The organism is Rhizobium sp. KNZ14-9A, assembly GCF_056755015.1.
Genome location: NZ_JBPGXB010000002.1, coordinates 3642354 through 3658662, shown reverse-complemented (window position 1 = coordinate 3658662; position 16309 = coordinate 3642354). Strand labels below are relative to the sequence as shown.

Below are 16309 nucleotides of genomic sequence, written 5' to 3'. Positions count from 1 at the left end.
AGCAGTATGCTCGGTTTGGACTTGAGGCTCCCATGATCGCATCATCAATGGACCTAGGCGGCTTGGACAAATTTTGATCGGCAGCAAGCCCAAGGATGGTCTCTTTTGTGGGCTCAACTGGTCCGGTGAGAGGGCAACAGGATACGATTTGGCTCCGACGGCTTTGATGGCTCGATTGGCAGCGCGCCAACAAAGATCCTAATTTCGTCATTCGGTGAATTTGTCTACGCCGCTGAGCATGGCGGGGTCTTGCGATAACGACATGCCCAGATCCCCTTCGGAACCATCCGGCACGGCTCCTCGTTTCTCATCCGAAGTTCCGCGAGCCTCGCCCGCGGATAACCGAAGGAGACGACCATGACGCACACCGAAACGCGTTGGGAAAAGTCCGATCAGAAGCTGCACGCCGAAGAGCAGATTTCGCCTTTGAAGGCCAGGCAGGGCCGCACGGGTCGTCGCATCCTGACGGTGCTGGTGGCCGCCCTCGTGCTGGCTTTCCTCATTTGGATCCCCGTCGAGATCTGGGGCCAGAGGCAAGCCAATGACGTCGCTCCGCAGCAGCCGGGCCAGGCAATGCAGTCGCAGGTTCCAGCCGCTCCCGCGCAGAACGCCAGCCCAGCCCCGGCTCAGCCCGCGGCACCCGCACAATAACGTGCGGATGTCAGGCATTTAAACCACGTCCCGCAGCCATTCCTGCTGCGGGACGTTGCCTGTTGTTTTTTCTGGACTTTGCCGATCGATTTTTCGATAAGAAAGCGCACGAGCCGGTTTGTGCGCTGGCCGTTCCAGGGCCGCACCTGACCGGATTGACGGACAGGCAGGAGTTTCATGGCCAGGACCGATATCGCTAGGCGCGTCTACAATCATACCTGGAAACTCGATCCGATCGTTCGCAGTCTGATCGATACGGATTTCTACAAGCTTCTGATGCTGCAGATGATCTGGAAGCTCTATCCTGAGGTCAATGCCTCTTTCACGCTCATCAACCGCACCAAGCGCGTGCGCCTTGCAGAACAGATCGACGAGGGCGAATTGCGCGAGCATCTCGATCATGCGCGCACGCTCAGGCTCGCCAAGAAGGAGATGATCTGGCTCGCCGGTAACAGCTTCTATGGCCGCGCACAGATCTTCGAGCCGGAATTCCTGGCCTGGCTCTCCAATTTCCAGCTGCCGGAATATGAGCTCTCCAAGAAAGACGGCCAGTATGTGCTGGATTTCCATGGGTCGTGGAAGGAAACGACCATGTGGGAAATCCCGGCCCTCGCCATCATCAACGAGCTGCGCTCGCGCGCAGCCATGAAGACGATGGGTCCCTTCACGCTTGACGTGCTCTATGCCCGCGCCAAGGCCAAGATGTGGGCCAAGGTAGAAAAGCTGCGTGAATTGCCGGGCCTGCGCATTTCCGATTTCGGCACCCGCCGCCGCCACAGCTTCCTCTGGCAGCGTTGGTGCGTGGAAGCGCTGAAGGAAGGAATCGGTCCGGCATTTACCGGCACCAGTAATGTATTGCTGGCTATGGATTCCGATCTCGAAGCCGTCGGTACCAATGCGCATGAGCTGCCGATGGTGGCGGCAGCCCTTGCCGAGACCGACGAGCAGCTCAAGAACGCGCCCTACAAGGTGCTGCGCGACTGGAACAAGCTCTATGGCGGCAACCTGCTGATCGTCCTGCCGGACGCCTTCGGAACGGCCGCCTTCCTGCGCGACGCGCCGGAATGGGTGGCCGACTGGACCGGCTTTCGCCCGGACAGCGCCCCGCCGGTCGAAGGCGGCGAAAAGATCATCGACTGGTGGAAGAAGATGGGCCGCGACCCGCGCCAGAAACTCCTGATCTTCTCCGATGGCCTCGATGTCGATGCGATCATCGACACCTACAAGCATTTCGAAGGACGCGTGCGCATGAGCTTCGGCTGGGGCACGAACCTGACGAATGACTTCGCCGGCTGCGCGCCGAACGACAGTTCCGACTTCCTGCCGATTTCCATCGTCTGCAAGGTGAGCGACGCCAATGGCCGCCCGGCGGTGAAGCTCTCGGACAATCCGCAAAAGGCGACCGGCGAACCGGCCGAAGTCGAGCGCTATCTGAAATTCTTTGGCGCCGAGGATCGGACCGATCAGGCCGTGCTGGTCTAAGAAACGGAACGCGGCGTCGGCCAATGCCGGCGCGGCTCTTCTACCACAAGCCTGCCGCCGCGGCGTTTCTGATTGACGATGACACTGTCGTCAGGCGGGTGGGCGACACCGAGCCTCTCGGCGAGCGATCGGGCGTCGGCCGGCGCGCGTACCTTCACATCGTTGTCGAAATAGACATAGACATCGCGGCCCTTCGCCGAGCGTTTCAGCGGCGGCTTGATACGGCTGGCATCATCAGGCTCGATTCCGTGCGTCCAGGCATCGATGCGTCCAGCCCAGCGATCAAGCGCCTCATCGCTATAGCCGCTGACATAAAGCTGTTCCGATCCGTGCAGTCGGCAATAGATGAAGTCGGCCGTCACATCCATCAGCAACGGCCATTCCACGGTATCGGCGATCACCAGCCCGACTTTGTGTTCACGCAGCAATTCGATGAATTCGGGCGTGCAGAAACTGTCGTGGCGAATTTCCAGCGCGTGGCGCATGGGCTGCGTCGTCTCGCTCTTCGTCCAGGCACGGCCATCAAGCCGTTCGTCATGCTGCTTCGCGATTTCGGCAGCAGCATCTGTATCTCCAGGCAGCATTGCCAGAAAGCGCGCGAACAGGTCGGCATCGAATGTCAGGTTTGGCGGAAATTGCCAGAGGATCGGCCCGAGTTTTGGCCCCAGCCGCAGCAGGCCGGAGGCGAGGAAATTGGCGAGTGGCGTTTCGATGTCGCGTAGGCGCCGCAGATGAGTGATGTAGCGCGATCCCTTGACCGAAAAGACGAAACCATCCGGCGTCTCGTCACGCCAGCGGGCGAAAACATCCGGCTTCTGCAGCCCATAGAACGTGCCGTTGATCTCTATGGAGGGAAATTGCCGGGAGGCATAGGCAAGCTCGCTCTTCCTAGCCAATCCATTGGGATAGAAGACACCGCGCCAGGGCGCATAGGTCCATCCCGATATGCCGATGCGGATCGTGCCTGTTTTTGCCATGGGAAAGGAACCGCGCCGGCGCGCACTTGTTCCCGCATGAAAAAGGCGCCGCCTTGCTGGCAGCGCCTCGCATCGCGTCGGACAAGATCAGCCGGCCGGCTTCAGCGAGCTGATGATGGCGATCAGCTCGTCGTCATGGGCGTCCTGCTTGCCCTTAGTGCCCCAGTAGGTGATCAGGAGCAGCTTGCCTTCAGCAGGCGAAAGCACGGCGACGCCGATATTGACGGCGCCTTCCTTGTCGGTGCCATCCCAATCGAAGGTCTTCATCTTCATGCCGTTGATCTCGGCTTCGGACTCCTTCTGGGTCTTCTCCTCGATGCTCACGCCGTTCTTCTGCAGGAAGGCGAAGGCTTCGTCGATGATCTTGTCGCTGGTCTTCTCATCGGCAACATCGATCGAAAGATAGATCGCCGAATCGGCCGACGAAGCGTCTATGCCGGTCTCCGTTTCCTTCGGTCCCCAGTTGTCGGGAATGGTGACGGTCGCGACCGGATCGTCGCTCGGAAATTCCAGCGTTTCCGCCTGGGCCATCACAGGCAGGAATGCCGCAAAGGCGGCCGCAATGATGAGTTTCTTCATGGTAGGTCCCCGGATGGTCGCGCCCCGGCGGGCAGCAGCCCTTGCCACCCCTCTCGCTCCGGATCACGCCACGCCCCTTTGTTATCGGCTTTTGCTTTGCCAAGCCTTACCGGGCGCGGGCCTGAAAGCACGCAATGTTTAAAGGCGCGGTCCATTTTTGGTGTCTTCAGGAAGTGGATGATGCAGGCGACGCGCGGAGCCACATCGCCAATGAGGCCATGTCAGGCAGCGAGCGGAGAGGCCCGAAAGCGCAAGGCTGCCTCGAGGCCATCAAGCACTCCGCGCTATTTCTTTCGCTCAACTTTCTGCCTCTACGAATCCGGTCAGACACAATCTGACCTGGAGAGAAACCGTGGAAGCCAGCCCGAAAATCCTGCTTAGTTTCAAGGAAGTCATCGAGGTGACCGGCCTTAGTCGCCCCACCCTCTACCGGCAGATGAGGGCCGGCCAGCTTGGCTTTGTGAAGGTCGGAAGGCGCACGCTGTTTCGCCCTGCGGATCTGCAGGCTTTCATCGAGAGCCACATCAAGGCGCCGGCCGAAACCGCCAACCGCACCGTCTGAAACGGGACAATGCCATGCTCCGAATACCTGAATACACGCCGTCGAAGATGGACGTGAACGATATCGCATGTCTGCGCCGTGACGTGTCGCTTGCTTTGACCGTCTCGCAACACGGCTACAAGCTCGATCGCAACGGGCAGGAGCTTGAAACCTGCTGCCCCTTCCATGCGGAAGACACCCCGTCCTTCACGATCTTCACAGGCAATGACGGTATCGAGCGCTTCCATTGCTTCGGCTGCGGCAGGAAGGGCGATGTGCTTGATTTCGTGCGCGAGGTGAAGGGCGTCGATCTGCCCGAAGCCATCCGCATCCTCGGCGGCGGCGTCAGCAGCCGGCCGAACCTTCGGCCGAAAACGGTCGAGGCGCCTGATCCCTATGAGGGCGTAACGCCGATCCCGCCGCCGGCGGATCTGTTGCGGGCCGGCCAGCGCGTGCGGCTCTACAATCCCAAGCGCAAGGGCGAGCGCTCCGAATGGGGCTCATTCGCGCCCTCGATGGTCTTTCCCTATCGCAATGCCGACGGCTCTCTATCAGGCTATGTGCTGCGCCATGATCTCGCCGATGGGGCTAAGGAAACGCCGATGGTGATGTTTGTCCGTCTGCCGGACGGGACCGAAACATGGTGCCGCTTCCCGTTCCCGAAGCCCCGGCCGATCTATGGTTTGCAGGATATCGGCGACCGACAGGTGCTGATCGTCGAGGGCGAGAAGTGCCGCGACAGGCTGCATGAATCGAGCGGGCGGGCGGTCGTTTCCTGGGCGGGCGGAACGCAGGGCGTCAAGCACACCGATTGGTCGCCGCTATCAGGCCGCGACGTGCTCATCTGGCCGGATTTCGATCCCCCGGGCATGGCGGCGGCAAATGAAATCGCCGCGCAGCTGACGAGCCTCGGCTCCCGTGTCCGGCTCGTCGGCTTTGCCGATATCGGTGCCGCAAGCGAGCGTGAGACCTATCGCGTCGAAGACTGGCGGGCGGGCCTCTATCCCGGTCGCGGCTGGGATTGCGCCGATGCGCTGGACGATGGATGGACACGAGCCGAGATCGACGCCTTCATGCAGGCCACGGTGCGCCCCTTCGCGCTACCGGCTGCACAGGACGAAAAGCCTGTAACGGTCGAGCGCGTCGGCCGCGCGTCGCGGCGCAAAGCAGTCGTCCGTGACATGCCGCCACCGGCCAGAGAGGGAGACGACCGGCCGACGCTGCTCTTCGATGAAGCCGATCTTTCGGAAGCGGTGACGAATGCCTGCCGCTTGGCGATCGAGGCCGGCGCGCCGCTCTATGCCCGCGACACGGTCCTGTTTCGCGCCGTCCGCATTGCGGGGAAGGAAAAGACGGTGCTGGTCCCCGCCGATGAGGATGCGATGACCGAAATACTGACGAAACACATACGCTGGCTGAAACCCGACGCGAGAGTGACGCTCGGCCATAGGCCTGTGTCCTGCCCGGCGCTGGTCGCCAGATCCGTCATTGCCCGACACGGGGAATGGCCTTTCCCGCAGATCAGGGCGGTCGTGTCCCTGCCGATGATGCGCAGCGATGGCACCATCATCAACATCAAGGGCTTCGACCGGCAATCCGGCATCCTCTTCGAATCGGACAAGACATGGCCCGAAATCCCCGAATGCCCGGACAGGGCAGCAGCCGTGACAGCGCTGGAAAGCATCAGGAAGCTTGTCGCGAGCTTCCCCTTCGTCAGCGGCGTCGATGAATCGGCAGCGCTCGCCATGATCCTGACGGCGATCATCCGCCCCAGCCTGAAAACCGCGCCGCTGTTCGGGGTGAATGCGACGGCGCCCGGCACCGGCAAATCCAAGCTGGTGGACGTTGCCGCCATTCTGGCGACCGGCCGGGCCGCAGCGGTCAACTCCTATGCGGGCGACGATAACGAGCTGCGCAAGGTCCTGGAGTCGCGGCTCCTGCAGGGCGACAGTTTCATCAATCTAGACAATCTGTCGGTGGCGCTCCGCTCCGATCACCTTTGCCAGGTCCTGTCCCAGGAGGAAGTCAATATTCGCCCGCTCGGCAAGACCGTCTCGCTGGATTCGGCAACGGCGGTCATGTTCTGCGCCACAGGCAACGGCTTGCGCTTTGCCGGCGACCTGACGCGGCGCGTTGTGCTGATCAATCTCGATGCCGGCGTCGAGCGGCCGGAAGAGCGCGTCTTCGAGAGCGACGTCATCGAGGACGCACGCCGGCAGCGGGTGGAGATCGTCATATCAGCCTTGACGCTCCTGCGGGCATTCGTCGCCAAAGAGGCCGACAAGGTCTCGCCGGCGCTCGGCTCCTTCGAGCACTGGTCAAACCTCGTCCGCTCCGCGCTCGTCTGGCTCGGCCTGCCCGATCCGCTCGGCAATGCGGTAAAGATCCGGGACAACGACCCGGAGAAGGAACGAACATCGGCGATCATTTCAGCCCTGCCGGCCGGCAAGCCCTGGGTCGCGGCCGACATTGCCAGGATGGTGGACGAGGGAGCCTTCGATCCGATCGGCAACCGCCGGCACGAGGGGCTGATTGATGCCCTGTCAGAGTTCATCGAGCGCGGGCGGCTGAATACCGCGCGTTTCAGCGGCTTCCTGCGCAAACACTGCGGTCGGATCGTCAACGGCCAGATGATCGTCAGTGCGGGGAAAAACCGCGTGAACGCGGCTCTTTGGAAGGTCGAAAACGCGGGGAAAAGCTGAGGCAAAGGCGCTGCCTACGTGACAACGCCAAGCCGCACGGATGCTCTCGTCGAAATGGATGTTCATCGCGGCAGCCAACCAGAATCCCGCTCTGATGAGGGACTTTCAAATACCTCTCTGCATAGGATGCATAACTTGCATAGGATTTTCCATACGCCGTGTGGGAAATGTCAGACTGTGACATGACAGGCATTGAATCTGACATTTCCTATAGAGCAGTTGAAAACTGCCTATGCATCCTATGCACCCAGCGAAGATTATCTACTTCGACAGCCAGCTTTCGAAATAGTGGCGCACGGCCGCACCCGCGCCGAAATGATCGGTCGTATCCAGCCTCGCAACCGCGCCGCGCACGACATCCGCCACAACGGATGCAGGCAAGATGCCGGACTTGACCATGCTTTGGCGTACTCATGGGGTCGGCTGGCTTTTCCTTTTTTATTTTGGTCACGCTTTTATTCTGCGGAGTGAAGTTTGGGCTGGACCCCGCCACCGTCCCATCATCTCCGGATTCACCCAGCAAGGCAGAAATCGTACTTCCGCCAGCATCCTGACCCCCATCACCCCATCATCATTGTTGAGTGACATCGAGCTTGTGGAAACTCGGTTGAAAAATACCGCGTAACGTGTAGCTTGAAACCAAGGTTGGGGCATTTGATCATGTTGCTTTATTCGACCATTCAAGGCGTTGTCGCAACGTTGCTGCTGTCAACAACCGCTCTTCTCCCCACGTCGCGTGTCGCTGCAGATAAATGGGCGGAGCAAGTCTTTCCGGACCCGCTTGAGTGCGCTTTCAACGAAGGCACAATAGCTTATTACGCTGATGAAAACGCAATCAACATCACCATACCAGTCTCTGACGCGGTTAGGGCAAGTCTGAAGGCTATGGAGAGCAAGATTTCGAGTGCTTGCACTCCGGGAAACATGCCGCCTATCGATGTAGCCGTCGTCGGAGAATTCTTTGGTAGTCGCTACAATCAGTTCAGCTTGCCGATCTATGCCCGCGAGGTTGGAGGTGGCTGTATGTCACCATATTACTACCGCTTTTCCTTCCCGGAAAAAGCAACCACACTCCATGACAATATCCTGCTGCGCACAGGCAGAGACCTTAAAGTGCGTTCGGGAAGTGGAGAGAGCGAGCAGATAGATGACCGCGGGTGGATCACCGACCACGGCGATCACAGCGTCTATGTTTGTAATATGGAAGAAGGGTTCTAAATCGAGCCGCTTAGAGTCGCCAGCTACGCCTACATATTCGATTCTGAAGCGACGCGACGCTGCAATATATTCTTCGATCGCTTCGCGGATAAAAGCGACCATGCGGTTCGGCCGACGAGCGGCGCGATACGTGCGAAGATTTCAGTGAAGTACGGCGACCGAGGCCACGCCAGCTTCGTTAGCTGCTCGGAGGATAGCGCTTCGAAGCTCCCTGCTATTGGCTTTTCCGGTCATAACGTCGAGACAGGCTTTCACCGCAGATAAAAACTCCTCACCATCGTCCGACGGCCAATCTTTCATCAAAGCGTTGGCAGCCTCCTGGACAGTTCTAACGGTCAAGCGCCGGCCGGAATCCTGGAAGATGAGAATAACTTGATCAAATTCGGTCGAGGTGTCGAGTTTCATTACGCAGTACTCCAGCGATACGGCCCGCGAACACGTTTTAAGTGAGAACCTAATCGTAGGGTTGTACACTGTCGCGTGAAAAACGTGTGACATGCCGCAACCCTTGTTGTAAGCGACAAGCCGGGGCCGTTCAGGCGGCGTAGTTCCATGGCATGAGCGCGTCGATTTCACTGCTGGGCCATCCATTCGCAAGGCGCTCAAGCGTCTGGGTCAACCAAGCTTGCGGATCGACTGCATTCATCTTTGCCGTTTGCAGGAGCGTCGCGATGGTCGCCCAAGTCCGGCCGCCACCGTCGCTTCCAGCGAATAGACTATTTTTTCTCGTGATCGCTTGGGGTCTGATTGCTCGCTCGACTATGTTGGAGTCGAGTTCGATGCGGCCGTCGGTCAGGAAGCGCTCGAAGATGTCTCGACGCGAGATGGCATACCGCAGAGCTTCGGCGAGTTTGGATTTTCCAGAGACCCGTGGCAGGGTCGCCTGCCAGAGAGTGAAGAGGTCACGGACGATCGCTGCGGAGATCTCCTGGCGTGCAGCGACACGAGCTTCAGGGCTTTGGCCGCGCACACGCTCCTCGATCTCCCATAACCTCGCCATACGCTCGACGGTGTCTGTAGCGACCTTCGAGCTCTTTGCGACATGCAACTCGTAGAACTTTCTCCGGCTGTGCGACCAACAGCCGGCCAGGATGGCGCTGTCATTGCCTCCATCTTTCCGGACGAGCTTGTTATAAGCGGCATATCCGTCGACCTGCAGGATTCCACGATAGCCGCTCAGGTGTCGTGCGACACACTCGGTGGCTCGACTGTCCTCGAAGCGATAGGCTACCATCGGTGGACCGCTGCCCCCAAAAGTCCGGTCATCCCTGGCATACGCCCATAGCCATGCCGTCTTCGCTGATCCGGAACCAGGTGCAAGTGTGGGCAAGGTCGTTTCGTCGGCAAAGATCCGTTCGGCCTTCTTGATCTCATCGAGGATGTAGTCGGCGAGGATATTGAGCTCGAACCCCAGCTTGCCCATCCATTGAGCCATCAGCTTGCGGTCGAGTTCGACCTTGTCGCGTGCGTAGATGGCTTCCTGGCGATAGAGTGGCAGCCCGTCGGCATATTTGGAAACGGCGATCTGGGCCAGAAGTGCTTCCGTCGGAATGCCACCTTCGATGATATGTGCCGGAGCCGCCGCCTGGACGACACCATCCTCGTTCCTAAAGGCATACTTCGGCCGGCGGGTGACGATGACACGGAACTTCGCTGCCACGACATCCAGCCGCTCGGAGACGTCTTCTCCAATCAGGATTTTGGTCTTACCTGCATGTTCTGGAAGCTCTTCCGGTTCGATCACGACCTCGACGCGCTCAAGATGAGGCGCAAAGCCCTTGCGTGGCCGCGGAGCGCGTTTGCTGTCCGCGCTACCGCGGCCTTTCGTGACCTGAGCCTTGATCGTCGCAATGCCGGTCTCGATCTCTTCGAAGACAAAGGCATGCTGCTCGTCATCGACGGTGGATGATGCAAGCCTTTCCGAGCGTCGGCCAAATCGGGCGCGATCGAAAGCCTTCAGGATCTGCGTCAGCCGCTCGATGCGCTCATCGGCGTCCGCGTTGCGGGCCTCTAGATCGTCAACCTGCTTCTCCAAAGCCTCGACGCGGGCTGCTTTTGCGGCCATAGCAAGAACCATGGCTTTGAGAGCCTCTACATCATCCGGGAGCTCAATCTCGGGCCGCGTCATGGGTATGATCAGAGCATATTTTGCCGCGCTCCGCCCATGCTTTCAGGGACCTGATTCACTTCGCCGCAGCGGTTTTACCCAACAATCTCGGGAGGCTTCACCGGCGTGGATCGAACCCGCTTCCAGTCCATTCCGTCGACTAAAGCCAGAAGCTGGGCATGATTGAGCTGGACGCGATGATGGCCGATCCGGGGCCAGCAGAACTGGGCTTTTTCCAGCCGCTTCGCATAGAGGCAAACGCCGGAGCCATCCCACCACACGATCTTGACTCGGTCTGCTCTCTTGGCCCGAAAGACATAAAGTGCACCGTTGAACGGATCACTGCCAGCATCCCGTACCAGCGAAAGCAAGCTGTCCGGCCCCTTTCGGAAGTCGATGGGATGGCTCGCAAGAAAGACCTTCACGCCGGACGGGATCATGCCGACCGCACCGCTCGGATCACCCGCTGCAGGTGTGCTTCGCCGATATCTGCGTCGGCCCGGATAACGACGTCGCCGATGATAAGCTCGATCATCGCACGTGTGCCAATCGTCCCAGTCTCCGTCTGACCAGCCCGATCTTGCGAGGAGGATCGTTGTCCGTCACGAGCATCACGACGCCAGCCAAATAGCTGCGAGGGATGTATGCCGATGCGATGCGCAATGGCCGAGACGCTTGCGCCGGGCTCCATTGCCTCAGCCACAGCCCGCGCTTTAAAATCATCGGACCAGCGGCGCCGAAATTGCCGTGGGGCGCCCTCAAGCCGTTCCGGAACAGCCTCGATCATATGGAAGTTTCTAGTTCCAGAGCTAGGCGCAGACATAGAAGCTCACAGTTTGTGAATCGTCTGTCCGCAATACAGCGGCCAACGCTACTGACGCCAGATGGGGTCAGCTTGTCGCTTACCCCTTGTTGCGCCGTCATTTCGATGCTTTCGGCCAGCGCTATTTTCCGCGTTACGCTGGCCGAGGCGCGATGCCTACGCCGTGGTAACCGGCCATGCTCGGCGCACCGCTGGACAGTGACAGCCGGGGCCGAAAGATATCCGTAAAATGTCGGAGATTTCGCAAAAGGCAGAGGCCCGATCCCTCGTGCTGACCGGGCCTCCTCGGTTGCCACCTCGAAGGGGCTTTCATCGCGGACTTTCCGATTAGACCTTCCTCGACCCCCCAGGGGCGTCGAGGAAGCTCTTACATGAGAGCTTCCCAACTCGGCAAGAAAGTGATTCAACACTGCTTTCTAGGAGCAGTCATGATCCGGTGTTTAATGTCAGATCAAGAGTGGTCATTCTTCGAGCCGTTCGTGCCTCGCGGCGGTTCGGATAAAAAACATCCTTTCAGTCGAAACTGAAACCATTAAGAAGCTTTATTCACAAACATAAAATCGTGCGGACTTAGCTGTTCCTGTAACCCGTATCCCATTGAATTCAAGTAAATCGTTAGCTTTGCAATATCCCTGCACTCAATACACATATGTTTGAACCTGAAAACCTCATGATCTATTCCCTTAAGAACCTCTATTTCTGCGCCCTCTACATCTAAAGACAAGAGATCAATTTCTTTAGGTGCGTTAGACGTGATTAAAAGCTCGTTCAAAGGTTTAGCGACTGCACCAAATGTGAAAATCCTATCAGTGCTTGCTAAAAATTGTTTCCCAATTTCAGCGTGAGCCATTGGGTCCGCTATATCAGACTCAAGTCCAATTGGAGCGGACATAAGGTTTGCAAATGCCATCTCGACAAAGCGATCCTTGTAATCAAATGAAACGCACGCATTGCAAAAAATATGATTATAAGCTGCTCGATTAGCAAGGCACTTTAGATAGTTATGAGGTGTCGGTTCAACTAATACGCCCCTCCAGTTTCTATGGCGCTCGAAATATAAAGTGTTGGACTGATCAACCCCATCATTCGCACCTAACTCCACATAAAATCCATCATTATATGGGACATACTTTTCAATCTTCGCATCCAAACCGTTCAGGCCGTAATACATCTTCGCTAGACTCGCATATTTTATTTGCGTTGCTTGTTGTCTGTAAGGAGGTGGTGCCGCATCATTACTATTTTTTCATCACTTCACCGAAGTTAGATTAAAATTAGCGGCCATGGTTGCTGCTAGCTTGCTGTGACAACACGTGATCATCGGCACGCTTGAGCAAATTTGTCGAGCCAAGGTATGAATATCCATGATTCTGTCAATAGTTCTTGGGCGCTACAGGTGTGGCTAGCACTACATTGGCAGATTGAGGCAAGTTTGGTTTGAGATTGGCACCTTTGATTGGAGGTGCCGATGACAGACATGGACGCAGAACTTTCGCTGTTTTTACAGCCGTCTGTCGATCGGTTTGGGCACGGAAAGCGCCGCGCCATCGCCGGCGTGATCGGTCCGCGAGACTGCAAAAGCATCGAGCCGGATGCGGCCGACGGTGTCTTCCCCCGTCATAGCCTGTGAAATCCTGCTTGCCTTCTCCAGGCCACGTCTCCCGCTATTTGTATTTCGGCTGATATTCTTCGGTCACCGCAGATCGTCGCCTGCTTTCACGAACGGACGGTTGTCTGGAAACCACCAAGTCGATTGGGGCCGTAATCCCGATCGGTACATCCCTCGGGGCTCACATCGGCTTCGTCGACGTCAACTGCTGGGGTCTCATCAATCGTGAGTTTCGCACTATCCGCGCTTTCAAGCGTCCAGTATCGGCTGGAAAGCTCATATTCGTCATGTGTGACGTCGTAGGTTCTGGCGCGATAAACAGTGACTTTTGCCATCCACTTCTCCTTTCACTCGTGTCCCGCCCGCGATAGGTCGTAGGAATTGGGGTTGCCTCATGGCACTGAGCAAGCGTCTCCAGCCATGCAGCTAATCCGGCGGGCACTTCGACGCTCCCAGCTTCCAGTGCTTCCACCCATGAGAGATCGCATTGCAACGCGCTAGCAAGATTGATTGGCGTCCAGCGAATGTGCAGAAGGCATTCGGTGAAACGAGCGGGGGTCATGGCGGGCTCCAATTCGCGTTCGTCGACACAGTGGCATTGCTCGCGTGCATGTCAATCAAACTAGTGTTGGCTCACATCCTCGGAAACTGGCACGGCTCCCTCATTTCTGGGTTCGACGTGTGTTCTAAAGCATAACTTGCCAATGCACGCCCAACGTCCGATGCTGGTCTGAATGCAGGAAACCGGCAATCTCTATGACTGGTCAATCCGAGAAACCAAAACTGTCTGTTGTCGCACAGAACACTTCGCAGCAGATCGAGACGAACGATGCGCAGCAGCAGGTTAATGCTGCGCTCCTCCAACTCGCTGCGAATATTATCCGCGTGGTACGCCGCGCCGGAAGGCCTGAGGAACTTCTTTCCCAATGCGCTGATGTCGTGAATTCTGCTGTCGATTATCGAGATGCCGCGGGCAGGCTGCCCTCGCCAGCTACATTGGCTTCAGCGATCCACCTGGAGCGCGAACTTATCGATTATGGTGATACCTTCTGGGCCGGCAGAAAGCTCGCATATAGGCGCATTGTCAGGGGCTCATTGCAAGTGGCGCGTCCCAGTTGCTGGGGCAACGTTTGCAGATCGATCGGGGCGAAGATGAGATCGACCACGCGATTGAGGAACTTGATCGCCTCCGTGAGGAAATCAGAAAGAAGCGAGCTGCGGAGCAACGCGCGGCGAGTCCGAAGGCTGCGACAGGACCGCGTCTATGATCAGGTGACTGGTATCTTTCAGATACTCAAAGAGTATGCCGTAAAACGCATCCACGCTCAGGATTGCATTCACGGCTAGGCGATAATCGTCGTCCTCCTCAATCGCCAATTTGAGGTTAGGTCTGGCGGCAGTCTCAAAAAAACCGGAAGGAGTCATTTTGCGCCGGATCATCCTTTAGCAGAAGGTTTGCCGGTGCCGTTCATTTGCGAGAGTCGAAAGCAGCGACAATGGCGCAGGCGATACGATTTCACAAATTCACCCTTGTTCGCTCCAACACCCGTAGCAAAGTGGGGACGAGATAGGCATGCCCTAGAATATCAATGCAAAAACAGCGGCATAGAAGAGATAAATGGCGGACAAGGTGGGATTCGAACCCACGGTACGCTTTCACGTACACACGCGTTCCAGGCGTGCGCCTTAAACCACTCGGCCACCTGTCCTTATTGGGTGTTCGCATCCGCAGAGGATGCAAATCGTCGGAACGGCGCGATATATACCGATGATTTTTCACCGATCAACCCAAATCTAACAGTTTTTTGACTTCTTCCGATAAAACTACGCGCAATGCCGTCCATTGCGCCGTCTCCGTTGCCAACCTATCTCTAGGTCTGAGTGGAGAATGGCGCGGCTCGCCGTATAATCAGGCCTATCCGTCGTCGGAGGAATCGATGCGTTTCTTGTTGCGTCTTGCCAGTCTGTTTGCGCTGGCAGTTGCGGTCATTGCCGGTACCATCGATTCGATCCAGTCCGTCGCATCCTCGCAAGTGATCATGACTCCGATGTCGGATGCATGGGAGGATGTCAGCCCCTCGACGCTTGTCGCGCTCCAGTCCTCCGTTTCCTATTACGTCCATCCGCGTTTCTACGCTTTCATCTTCCAATGGCTCATGCTGCAGCCGGCCTTTGCCGTGCTTCTGGTGCTGTCGCTGCTGCTGTGGATGATCGGCTACAAGAAGCCGCCGGTGGCAGGCCGTTTTACCGCCTGACAAACAGGGGCCGGAGGGTGTGGATGAGCGCAATCGGCAGCTACCAGAACGGGAAGATAATGGTGCCGATGACGCCAAGGCATTGGTTAGAAAATTCGCATTTTAGCAGTCGATTTGCCCAGAATTCAGCACCAAAGGACTGATTTTCGGCAATAATGGCAAATCTTTACCAACCGAAAAATTTCTGGTGAATTTTTCGCTGAGCCATGCAAGGATGCACGCAGCCAGGCCTCCGGGGGGAGGTCGGTGGTTCCGCAGACATGCCTGAAAAAGGCTTGCGGGAGGACCCCAAACAAATAGCAACAACAGGGCTGCAAACTCATGAAAAAATCCCTTCTCACCCTCCTTGCCGTGGCAGCGATGTCGACGACGGCGCTTGCCGCCGACATCAAGCCGGCTCTCGTTTACGGCACCGGAGGGAAGTTCGATAAATCCTTCAACGAAGCTGCCTTTAACGGCGCTGAAAAGTTCAAGAAGGAAACCGGCATCGCCTATCGCGATTTCGAGCCGACCGGCGACACCCAGGGCGAGCAGGCCATCCGCAACTTCGCAAGCCGCGGCTTCAACCCGGTTGTTGCCGTTTCCTTCGCCTGGACCTCGGCTGTCGAGAAGGTTGCCGCTGAATTCCCGGATACCAAGTTTATCATCGTTGACTCCGTCGTCGACAAGCCGAACGTCCGTTCCGTCCTCTACAAGGAAGAAGAAGGCTCCTACCTCGTCGGCGTTCTCGCCGGCATGGCGTCCAAGACCGGCAAGGTCGGTTTCGTCGGCGGCATGGACATTCCGCTGATCCGCAAGTTCGAATGCGGCTATGAGCAGGGCGCACGCGCCGTCAAGGCCGACGTCGAAGTCTTCCAGAACATGACCGGCACGACCGGTGCTGCCTGGAACGACCCGGTTCGCGGCGGCGAGCTTGCCAAGAACCAGATCGACCAGGGCGCAGACGTCGTTTACGCAGCAGCCGGTGCGACCGGTCTCGGCGTTCTGCAGACAGCAGCCGACAACAAGAAGCTGTCGATCGGCGTCGATTCCAACCAGAACCACCTGCATCCGGGTTCGGTCCTGACCTCGATGGTCAAGCGCGTCGATCTCGCCGTCTACAACGCCTATAATGACACCAAGAACGACAAGTTCACGGCTGGCGTCCAGTCTCTCGGCGTCAAGGAAGACGGCGTTGCCGCCGCGATGGACGAGAACAACAAGTCGCTGATCACGCCGGAAATGCAGGCCGCCGTCGACAAGGCCAGGGCCGACATCATTGCTGGCACCGTCAAGGTCCACGATTACACCACGGACAACGCCTGCCCGAAGTGAGTCGTAACTGAGATCGGGCGTATGGCGGACAAGGATTTTCGCCATACGCCC

The 16309-nt window shown here is 57.8% G+C and carries 18 protein-coding genes, 1 tRNA gene and 1 pseudogene; 9 read left to right on the top strand and 11 right to left on the bottom strand.

The genetic code is table 11. The features are described from left to right. The first annotated feature begins 357 nt into the window (after window positions 1–357). Window positions 358–651: a hypothetical protein gene (locus ACR9ZQ_RS25010; RefSeq protein ID WP_310379803.1), complete on the top strand. Its 294-nt coding sequence runs from the start codon at window positions 358–360 to the stop codon at window positions 649–651. A 177-nt stretch (window positions 652–828) separates the two neighbouring features. Continuing rightward, window positions 829–2133, top strand: coding sequence for a nicotinate phosphoribosyltransferase (gene pncB / locus ACR9ZQ_RS25005; protein ID WP_310379801.1), 1305 nt, complete (start codon window positions 829–831; stop codon window positions 2131–2133). On the opposite strand, the gene ACR9ZQ_RS25000 is transcribed toward pncB, so the two are convergent. After that, entirely contained in the window at window positions 2130–3110 is a 981-nt protein-coding gene (locus ACR9ZQ_RS25000; RefSeq protein WP_310379799.1) for a DUF72 domain-containing protein, read from the bottom strand. The genes pncB and ACR9ZQ_RS25000 overlap by 4 nt on opposite strands. An 87-nt stretch (window positions 3111–3197) precedes the next feature. Continuing rightward, a complete protein-coding gene (locus ACR9ZQ_RS24995) occupies window positions 3198–3689 on the bottom strand; it encodes a histidine kinase (RefSeq protein WP_310379797.1) in 492 nt (163 codons plus the stop codon). 352 nt (window positions 3690–4041) lie between these two features. Between ACR9ZQ_RS24995 and ACR9ZQ_RS24990 the strand changes: the two genes are divergently transcribed. Both ACR9ZQ_RS24990 and ACR9ZQ_RS24985 read left to right on the top strand, forming a co-directional pair. Further along, window positions 4042–4251 (top strand): helix-turn-helix transcriptional regulator, encoded by a 210-nt coding sequence (locus ACR9ZQ_RS24990; protein ID WP_162747914.1) that lies wholly within the window; start codon window positions 4042–4044, stop codon window positions 4249–4251. A 14-nt stretch (window positions 4252–4265) separates the two neighbouring features. Then, entirely contained in the window at window positions 4266–6932 is a 2667-nt protein-coding gene (locus tag ACR9ZQ_RS24985) for a CHC2 zinc finger domain-containing protein (RefSeq protein ID WP_310379793.1), read from the top strand. A 261-nt stretch (window positions 6933–7193) separates the two neighbouring features. Here the strand turns inward: ACR9ZQ_RS24985 and ACR9ZQ_RS24980 are convergent, their stop codons facing one another. Then, window positions 7194–7331 (bottom strand): hypothetical protein, encoded by a 138-nt coding sequence (locus tag ACR9ZQ_RS24980; RefSeq protein ID WP_310379791.1) that lies wholly within the window; start codon window positions 7329–7331, stop codon window positions 7194–7196. Window positions 7332–7592: 261 nt separating this feature from the next. Between ACR9ZQ_RS24980 and ACR9ZQ_RS24975 the strand changes: the two genes are divergently transcribed. Beyond that, on the top strand, window positions 7593–8150 hold the full coding sequence (locus tag ACR9ZQ_RS24975; protein ID WP_310379788.1) for a hypothetical protein: 558 nt from the start codon (window positions 7593–7595) through the stop codon (window positions 8148–8150). Between the two features lie 141 nt (window positions 8151–8291). On the opposite strand, the gene ACR9ZQ_RS24970 is transcribed toward ACR9ZQ_RS24975, so the two are convergent. The 5 genes from ACR9ZQ_RS24970 to ACR9ZQ_RS24950 form a co-directional block, all read right to left on the bottom strand. Beyond that, window positions 8292–8555, bottom strand: a complete 264-nt coding sequence (locus ACR9ZQ_RS24970) for a DUF982 domain-containing protein (RefSeq protein WP_310379786.1) — start codon at window positions 8553–8555, stop codon at window positions 8292–8294. A 130-nt stretch (window positions 8556–8685) separates the two neighbouring features. Continuing rightward, window positions 8686–10278, bottom strand: coding sequence for an IS66-like element ISRle3 family transposase (locus ACR9ZQ_RS24965; RefSeq protein WP_016737534.1), 1593 nt, complete (start codon window positions 10276–10278; stop codon window positions 8686–8688). 74 nt (window positions 10279–10352) lie between these two features. Continuing rightward, window positions 10353–10697: an IS66 family insertion sequence element accessory protein TnpB gene (gene tnpB, locus ACR9ZQ_RS24960; RefSeq protein ID WP_003592504.1), complete on the bottom strand. Its 345-nt coding sequence runs from the start codon at window positions 10695–10697 to the stop codon at window positions 10353–10355. Next, window positions 10694–11044 (bottom strand): transposase, encoded by a 351-nt coding sequence (locus ACR9ZQ_RS24955; protein ID WP_082935752.1) that lies wholly within the window; start codon window positions 11042–11044, stop codon window positions 10694–10696. Before ACR9ZQ_RS24955 ends, tnpB begins: the two co-directional genes overlap by 4 nt. Window positions 11045–11612: 568 nt before the next feature. Beyond that, window positions 11613–12251: an FkbM family methyltransferase gene (locus ACR9ZQ_RS24950; protein ID WP_310379784.1), complete on the bottom strand. Its 639-nt coding sequence runs from the start codon at window positions 12249–12251 to the stop codon at window positions 11613–11615. A gap of 297 nt (window positions 12252–12548) precedes the next feature. Between ACR9ZQ_RS24950 and ACR9ZQ_RS24945 the strand changes: the two genes are divergently transcribed. Then, complete coding sequence (locus tag ACR9ZQ_RS24945) at window positions 12549–12710, top strand: hypothetical protein (RefSeq protein ID WP_481428963.1); 162 nt, start codon at window positions 12549–12551, stop codon at window positions 12708–12710. An 86-nt stretch (window positions 12711–12796) separates the two neighbouring features. Here the strand turns inward: ACR9ZQ_RS24945 and ACR9ZQ_RS24940 are convergent, their stop codons facing one another. After that, window positions 12797–13024 carry a hypothetical protein gene (locus tag ACR9ZQ_RS24940; protein WP_310380113.1) on the bottom strand — a complete coding sequence of 76 codons (228 nt, stop codon included), beginning with the start codon at window positions 13022–13024 and terminating at the stop codon, window positions 12797–12799. A gap of 23 nt (window positions 13025–13047) precedes the next feature. Beyond that, window positions 13048–13251 (bottom strand): annotated as a pseudogene (locus tag ACR9ZQ_RS24935) (hypothetical protein); the annotation flags it as partial. A 194-nt stretch (window positions 13252–13445) separates the two neighbouring features. Between ACR9ZQ_RS24935 and ACR9ZQ_RS24930 the strand changes: the two are divergent. Beyond that, window positions 13446–14036, top strand: coding sequence for a hypothetical protein (locus tag ACR9ZQ_RS24930; RefSeq protein WP_481428962.1), 591 nt, complete (start codon window positions 13446–13448; stop codon window positions 14034–14036). Window positions 14037–14308: 272 nt separating this feature from the next. Here the strand turns inward: ACR9ZQ_RS24930 and ACR9ZQ_RS24925 are convergent. Then, window positions 14309–14398, bottom strand: a tRNA-Ser gene (locus ACR9ZQ_RS24925). Between the two features lie 228 nt (window positions 14399–14626). On the opposite strand from ACR9ZQ_RS24925, the gene ACR9ZQ_RS24920 reads away from it, so the two are divergent. Both ACR9ZQ_RS24920 and ACR9ZQ_RS24915 read left to right on the top strand, forming a co-directional pair. Further along, window positions 14627–14944, top strand: coding sequence for a hypothetical protein (locus ACR9ZQ_RS24920; protein WP_113320552.1), 318 nt, complete (start codon window positions 14627–14629; stop codon window positions 14942–14944). 321 nt (window positions 14945–15265) lie between these two features. Further along, a complete protein-coding gene (locus tag ACR9ZQ_RS24915) occupies window positions 15266–16258 on the top strand; it encodes a BMP family lipoprotein (RefSeq protein WP_113320553.1) in 993 nt (330 codons plus the stop codon). Window positions 16259–16309 lie beyond the last annotated feature (51 nt).

What these genes read in the sequence shown, in the direction of transcription:
- ACR9ZQ_RS25010 (WP_310379803.1), top strand. Translation starts at nt 358, where the DNA reads ATGACGCACACCGAAACGCGTTGGGAAAAGTCCGATCAGAAGCTGCAC.
- pncB (WP_310379801.1), top strand. Translation starts at nt 829, where the DNA reads ATGGCCAGGACCGATATCGCTAGGCGCGTCTACAATCATACCTGGAAA.
- ACR9ZQ_RS25000 (WP_310379799.1), bottom strand. Translation starts at nt 3,110, where the DNA reads ATGGCAAAAACAGGCACGATCCGCATCGGCATATCGGGATGGACCTAT.
- ACR9ZQ_RS24995 (WP_310379797.1), bottom strand. Translation starts at nt 3,689, where the DNA reads ATGAAGAAACTCATCATTGCGGCCGCCTTTGCGGCATTCCTGCCTGTG.
- ACR9ZQ_RS24985 (WP_310379793.1), top strand. Translation starts at nt 4,266, where the DNA reads ATGCTCCGAATACCTGAATACACGCCGTCGAAGATGGACGTGAACGAT.
- ACR9ZQ_RS24980 (WP_310379791.1), bottom strand. Translation starts at nt 7,331, where the DNA reads ATGGTCAAGTCCGGCATCTTGCCTGCATCCGTTGTGGCGGATGTCGTG.
- ACR9ZQ_RS24975 (WP_310379788.1), top strand. Translation starts at nt 7,593, where the DNA reads ATGTTGCTTTATTCGACCATTCAAGGCGTTGTCGCAACGTTGCTGCTG.
- ACR9ZQ_RS24970 (WP_310379786.1), bottom strand. Translation starts at nt 8,555, where the DNA reads ATGAAACTCGACACCTCGACCGAATTTGATCAAGTTATTCTCATCTTC.
- ACR9ZQ_RS24965 (WP_016737534.1), bottom strand. Translation starts at nt 10,278, where the DNA reads ATGACGCGGCCCGAGATTGAGCTCCCGGATGATGTAGAGGCTCTCAAA.
- tnpB (WP_003592504.1), bottom strand. Translation starts at nt 10,697, where the DNA reads ATGATCCCGTCCGGCGTGAAGGTCTTTCTTGCGAGCCATCCCATCGAC.
- ACR9ZQ_RS24955 (WP_082935752.1), bottom strand. Translation starts at nt 11,044, where the DNA reads ATGATCGAGGCTGTTCCGGAACGGCTTGAGGGCGCCCCACGGCAATTT.
- ACR9ZQ_RS24950 (WP_310379784.1), bottom strand. Translation starts at nt 12,251, where the DNA reads ATGTATTACGGCCTGAACGGTTTGGATGCGAAGATTGAAAAGTATGTC.
- ACR9ZQ_RS24945 (WP_481428963.1), top strand. Translation starts at nt 12,549, where the DNA reads ATGACAGACATGGACGCAGAACTTTCGCTGTTTTTACAGCCGTCTGTC.
- ACR9ZQ_RS24940 (WP_310380113.1), bottom strand. Translation starts at nt 13,024, where the DNA reads ATGGCAAAAGTCACTGTTTATCGCGCCAGAACCTACGACGTCACACAT.
- ACR9ZQ_RS24930 (WP_481428962.1), top strand. Translation starts at nt 13,446, where the DNA reads ATGACTGGTCAATCCGAGAAACCAAAACTGTCTGTTGTCGCACAGAAC.
- ACR9ZQ_RS24920 (WP_113320552.1), top strand. Translation starts at nt 14,627, where the DNA reads ATGCGTTTCTTGTTGCGTCTTGCCAGTCTGTTTGCGCTGGCAGTTGCG.
- ACR9ZQ_RS24915 (WP_113320553.1), top strand. Translation starts at nt 15,266, where the DNA reads ATGAAAAAATCCCTTCTCACCCTCCTTGCCGTGGCAGCGATGTCGACG.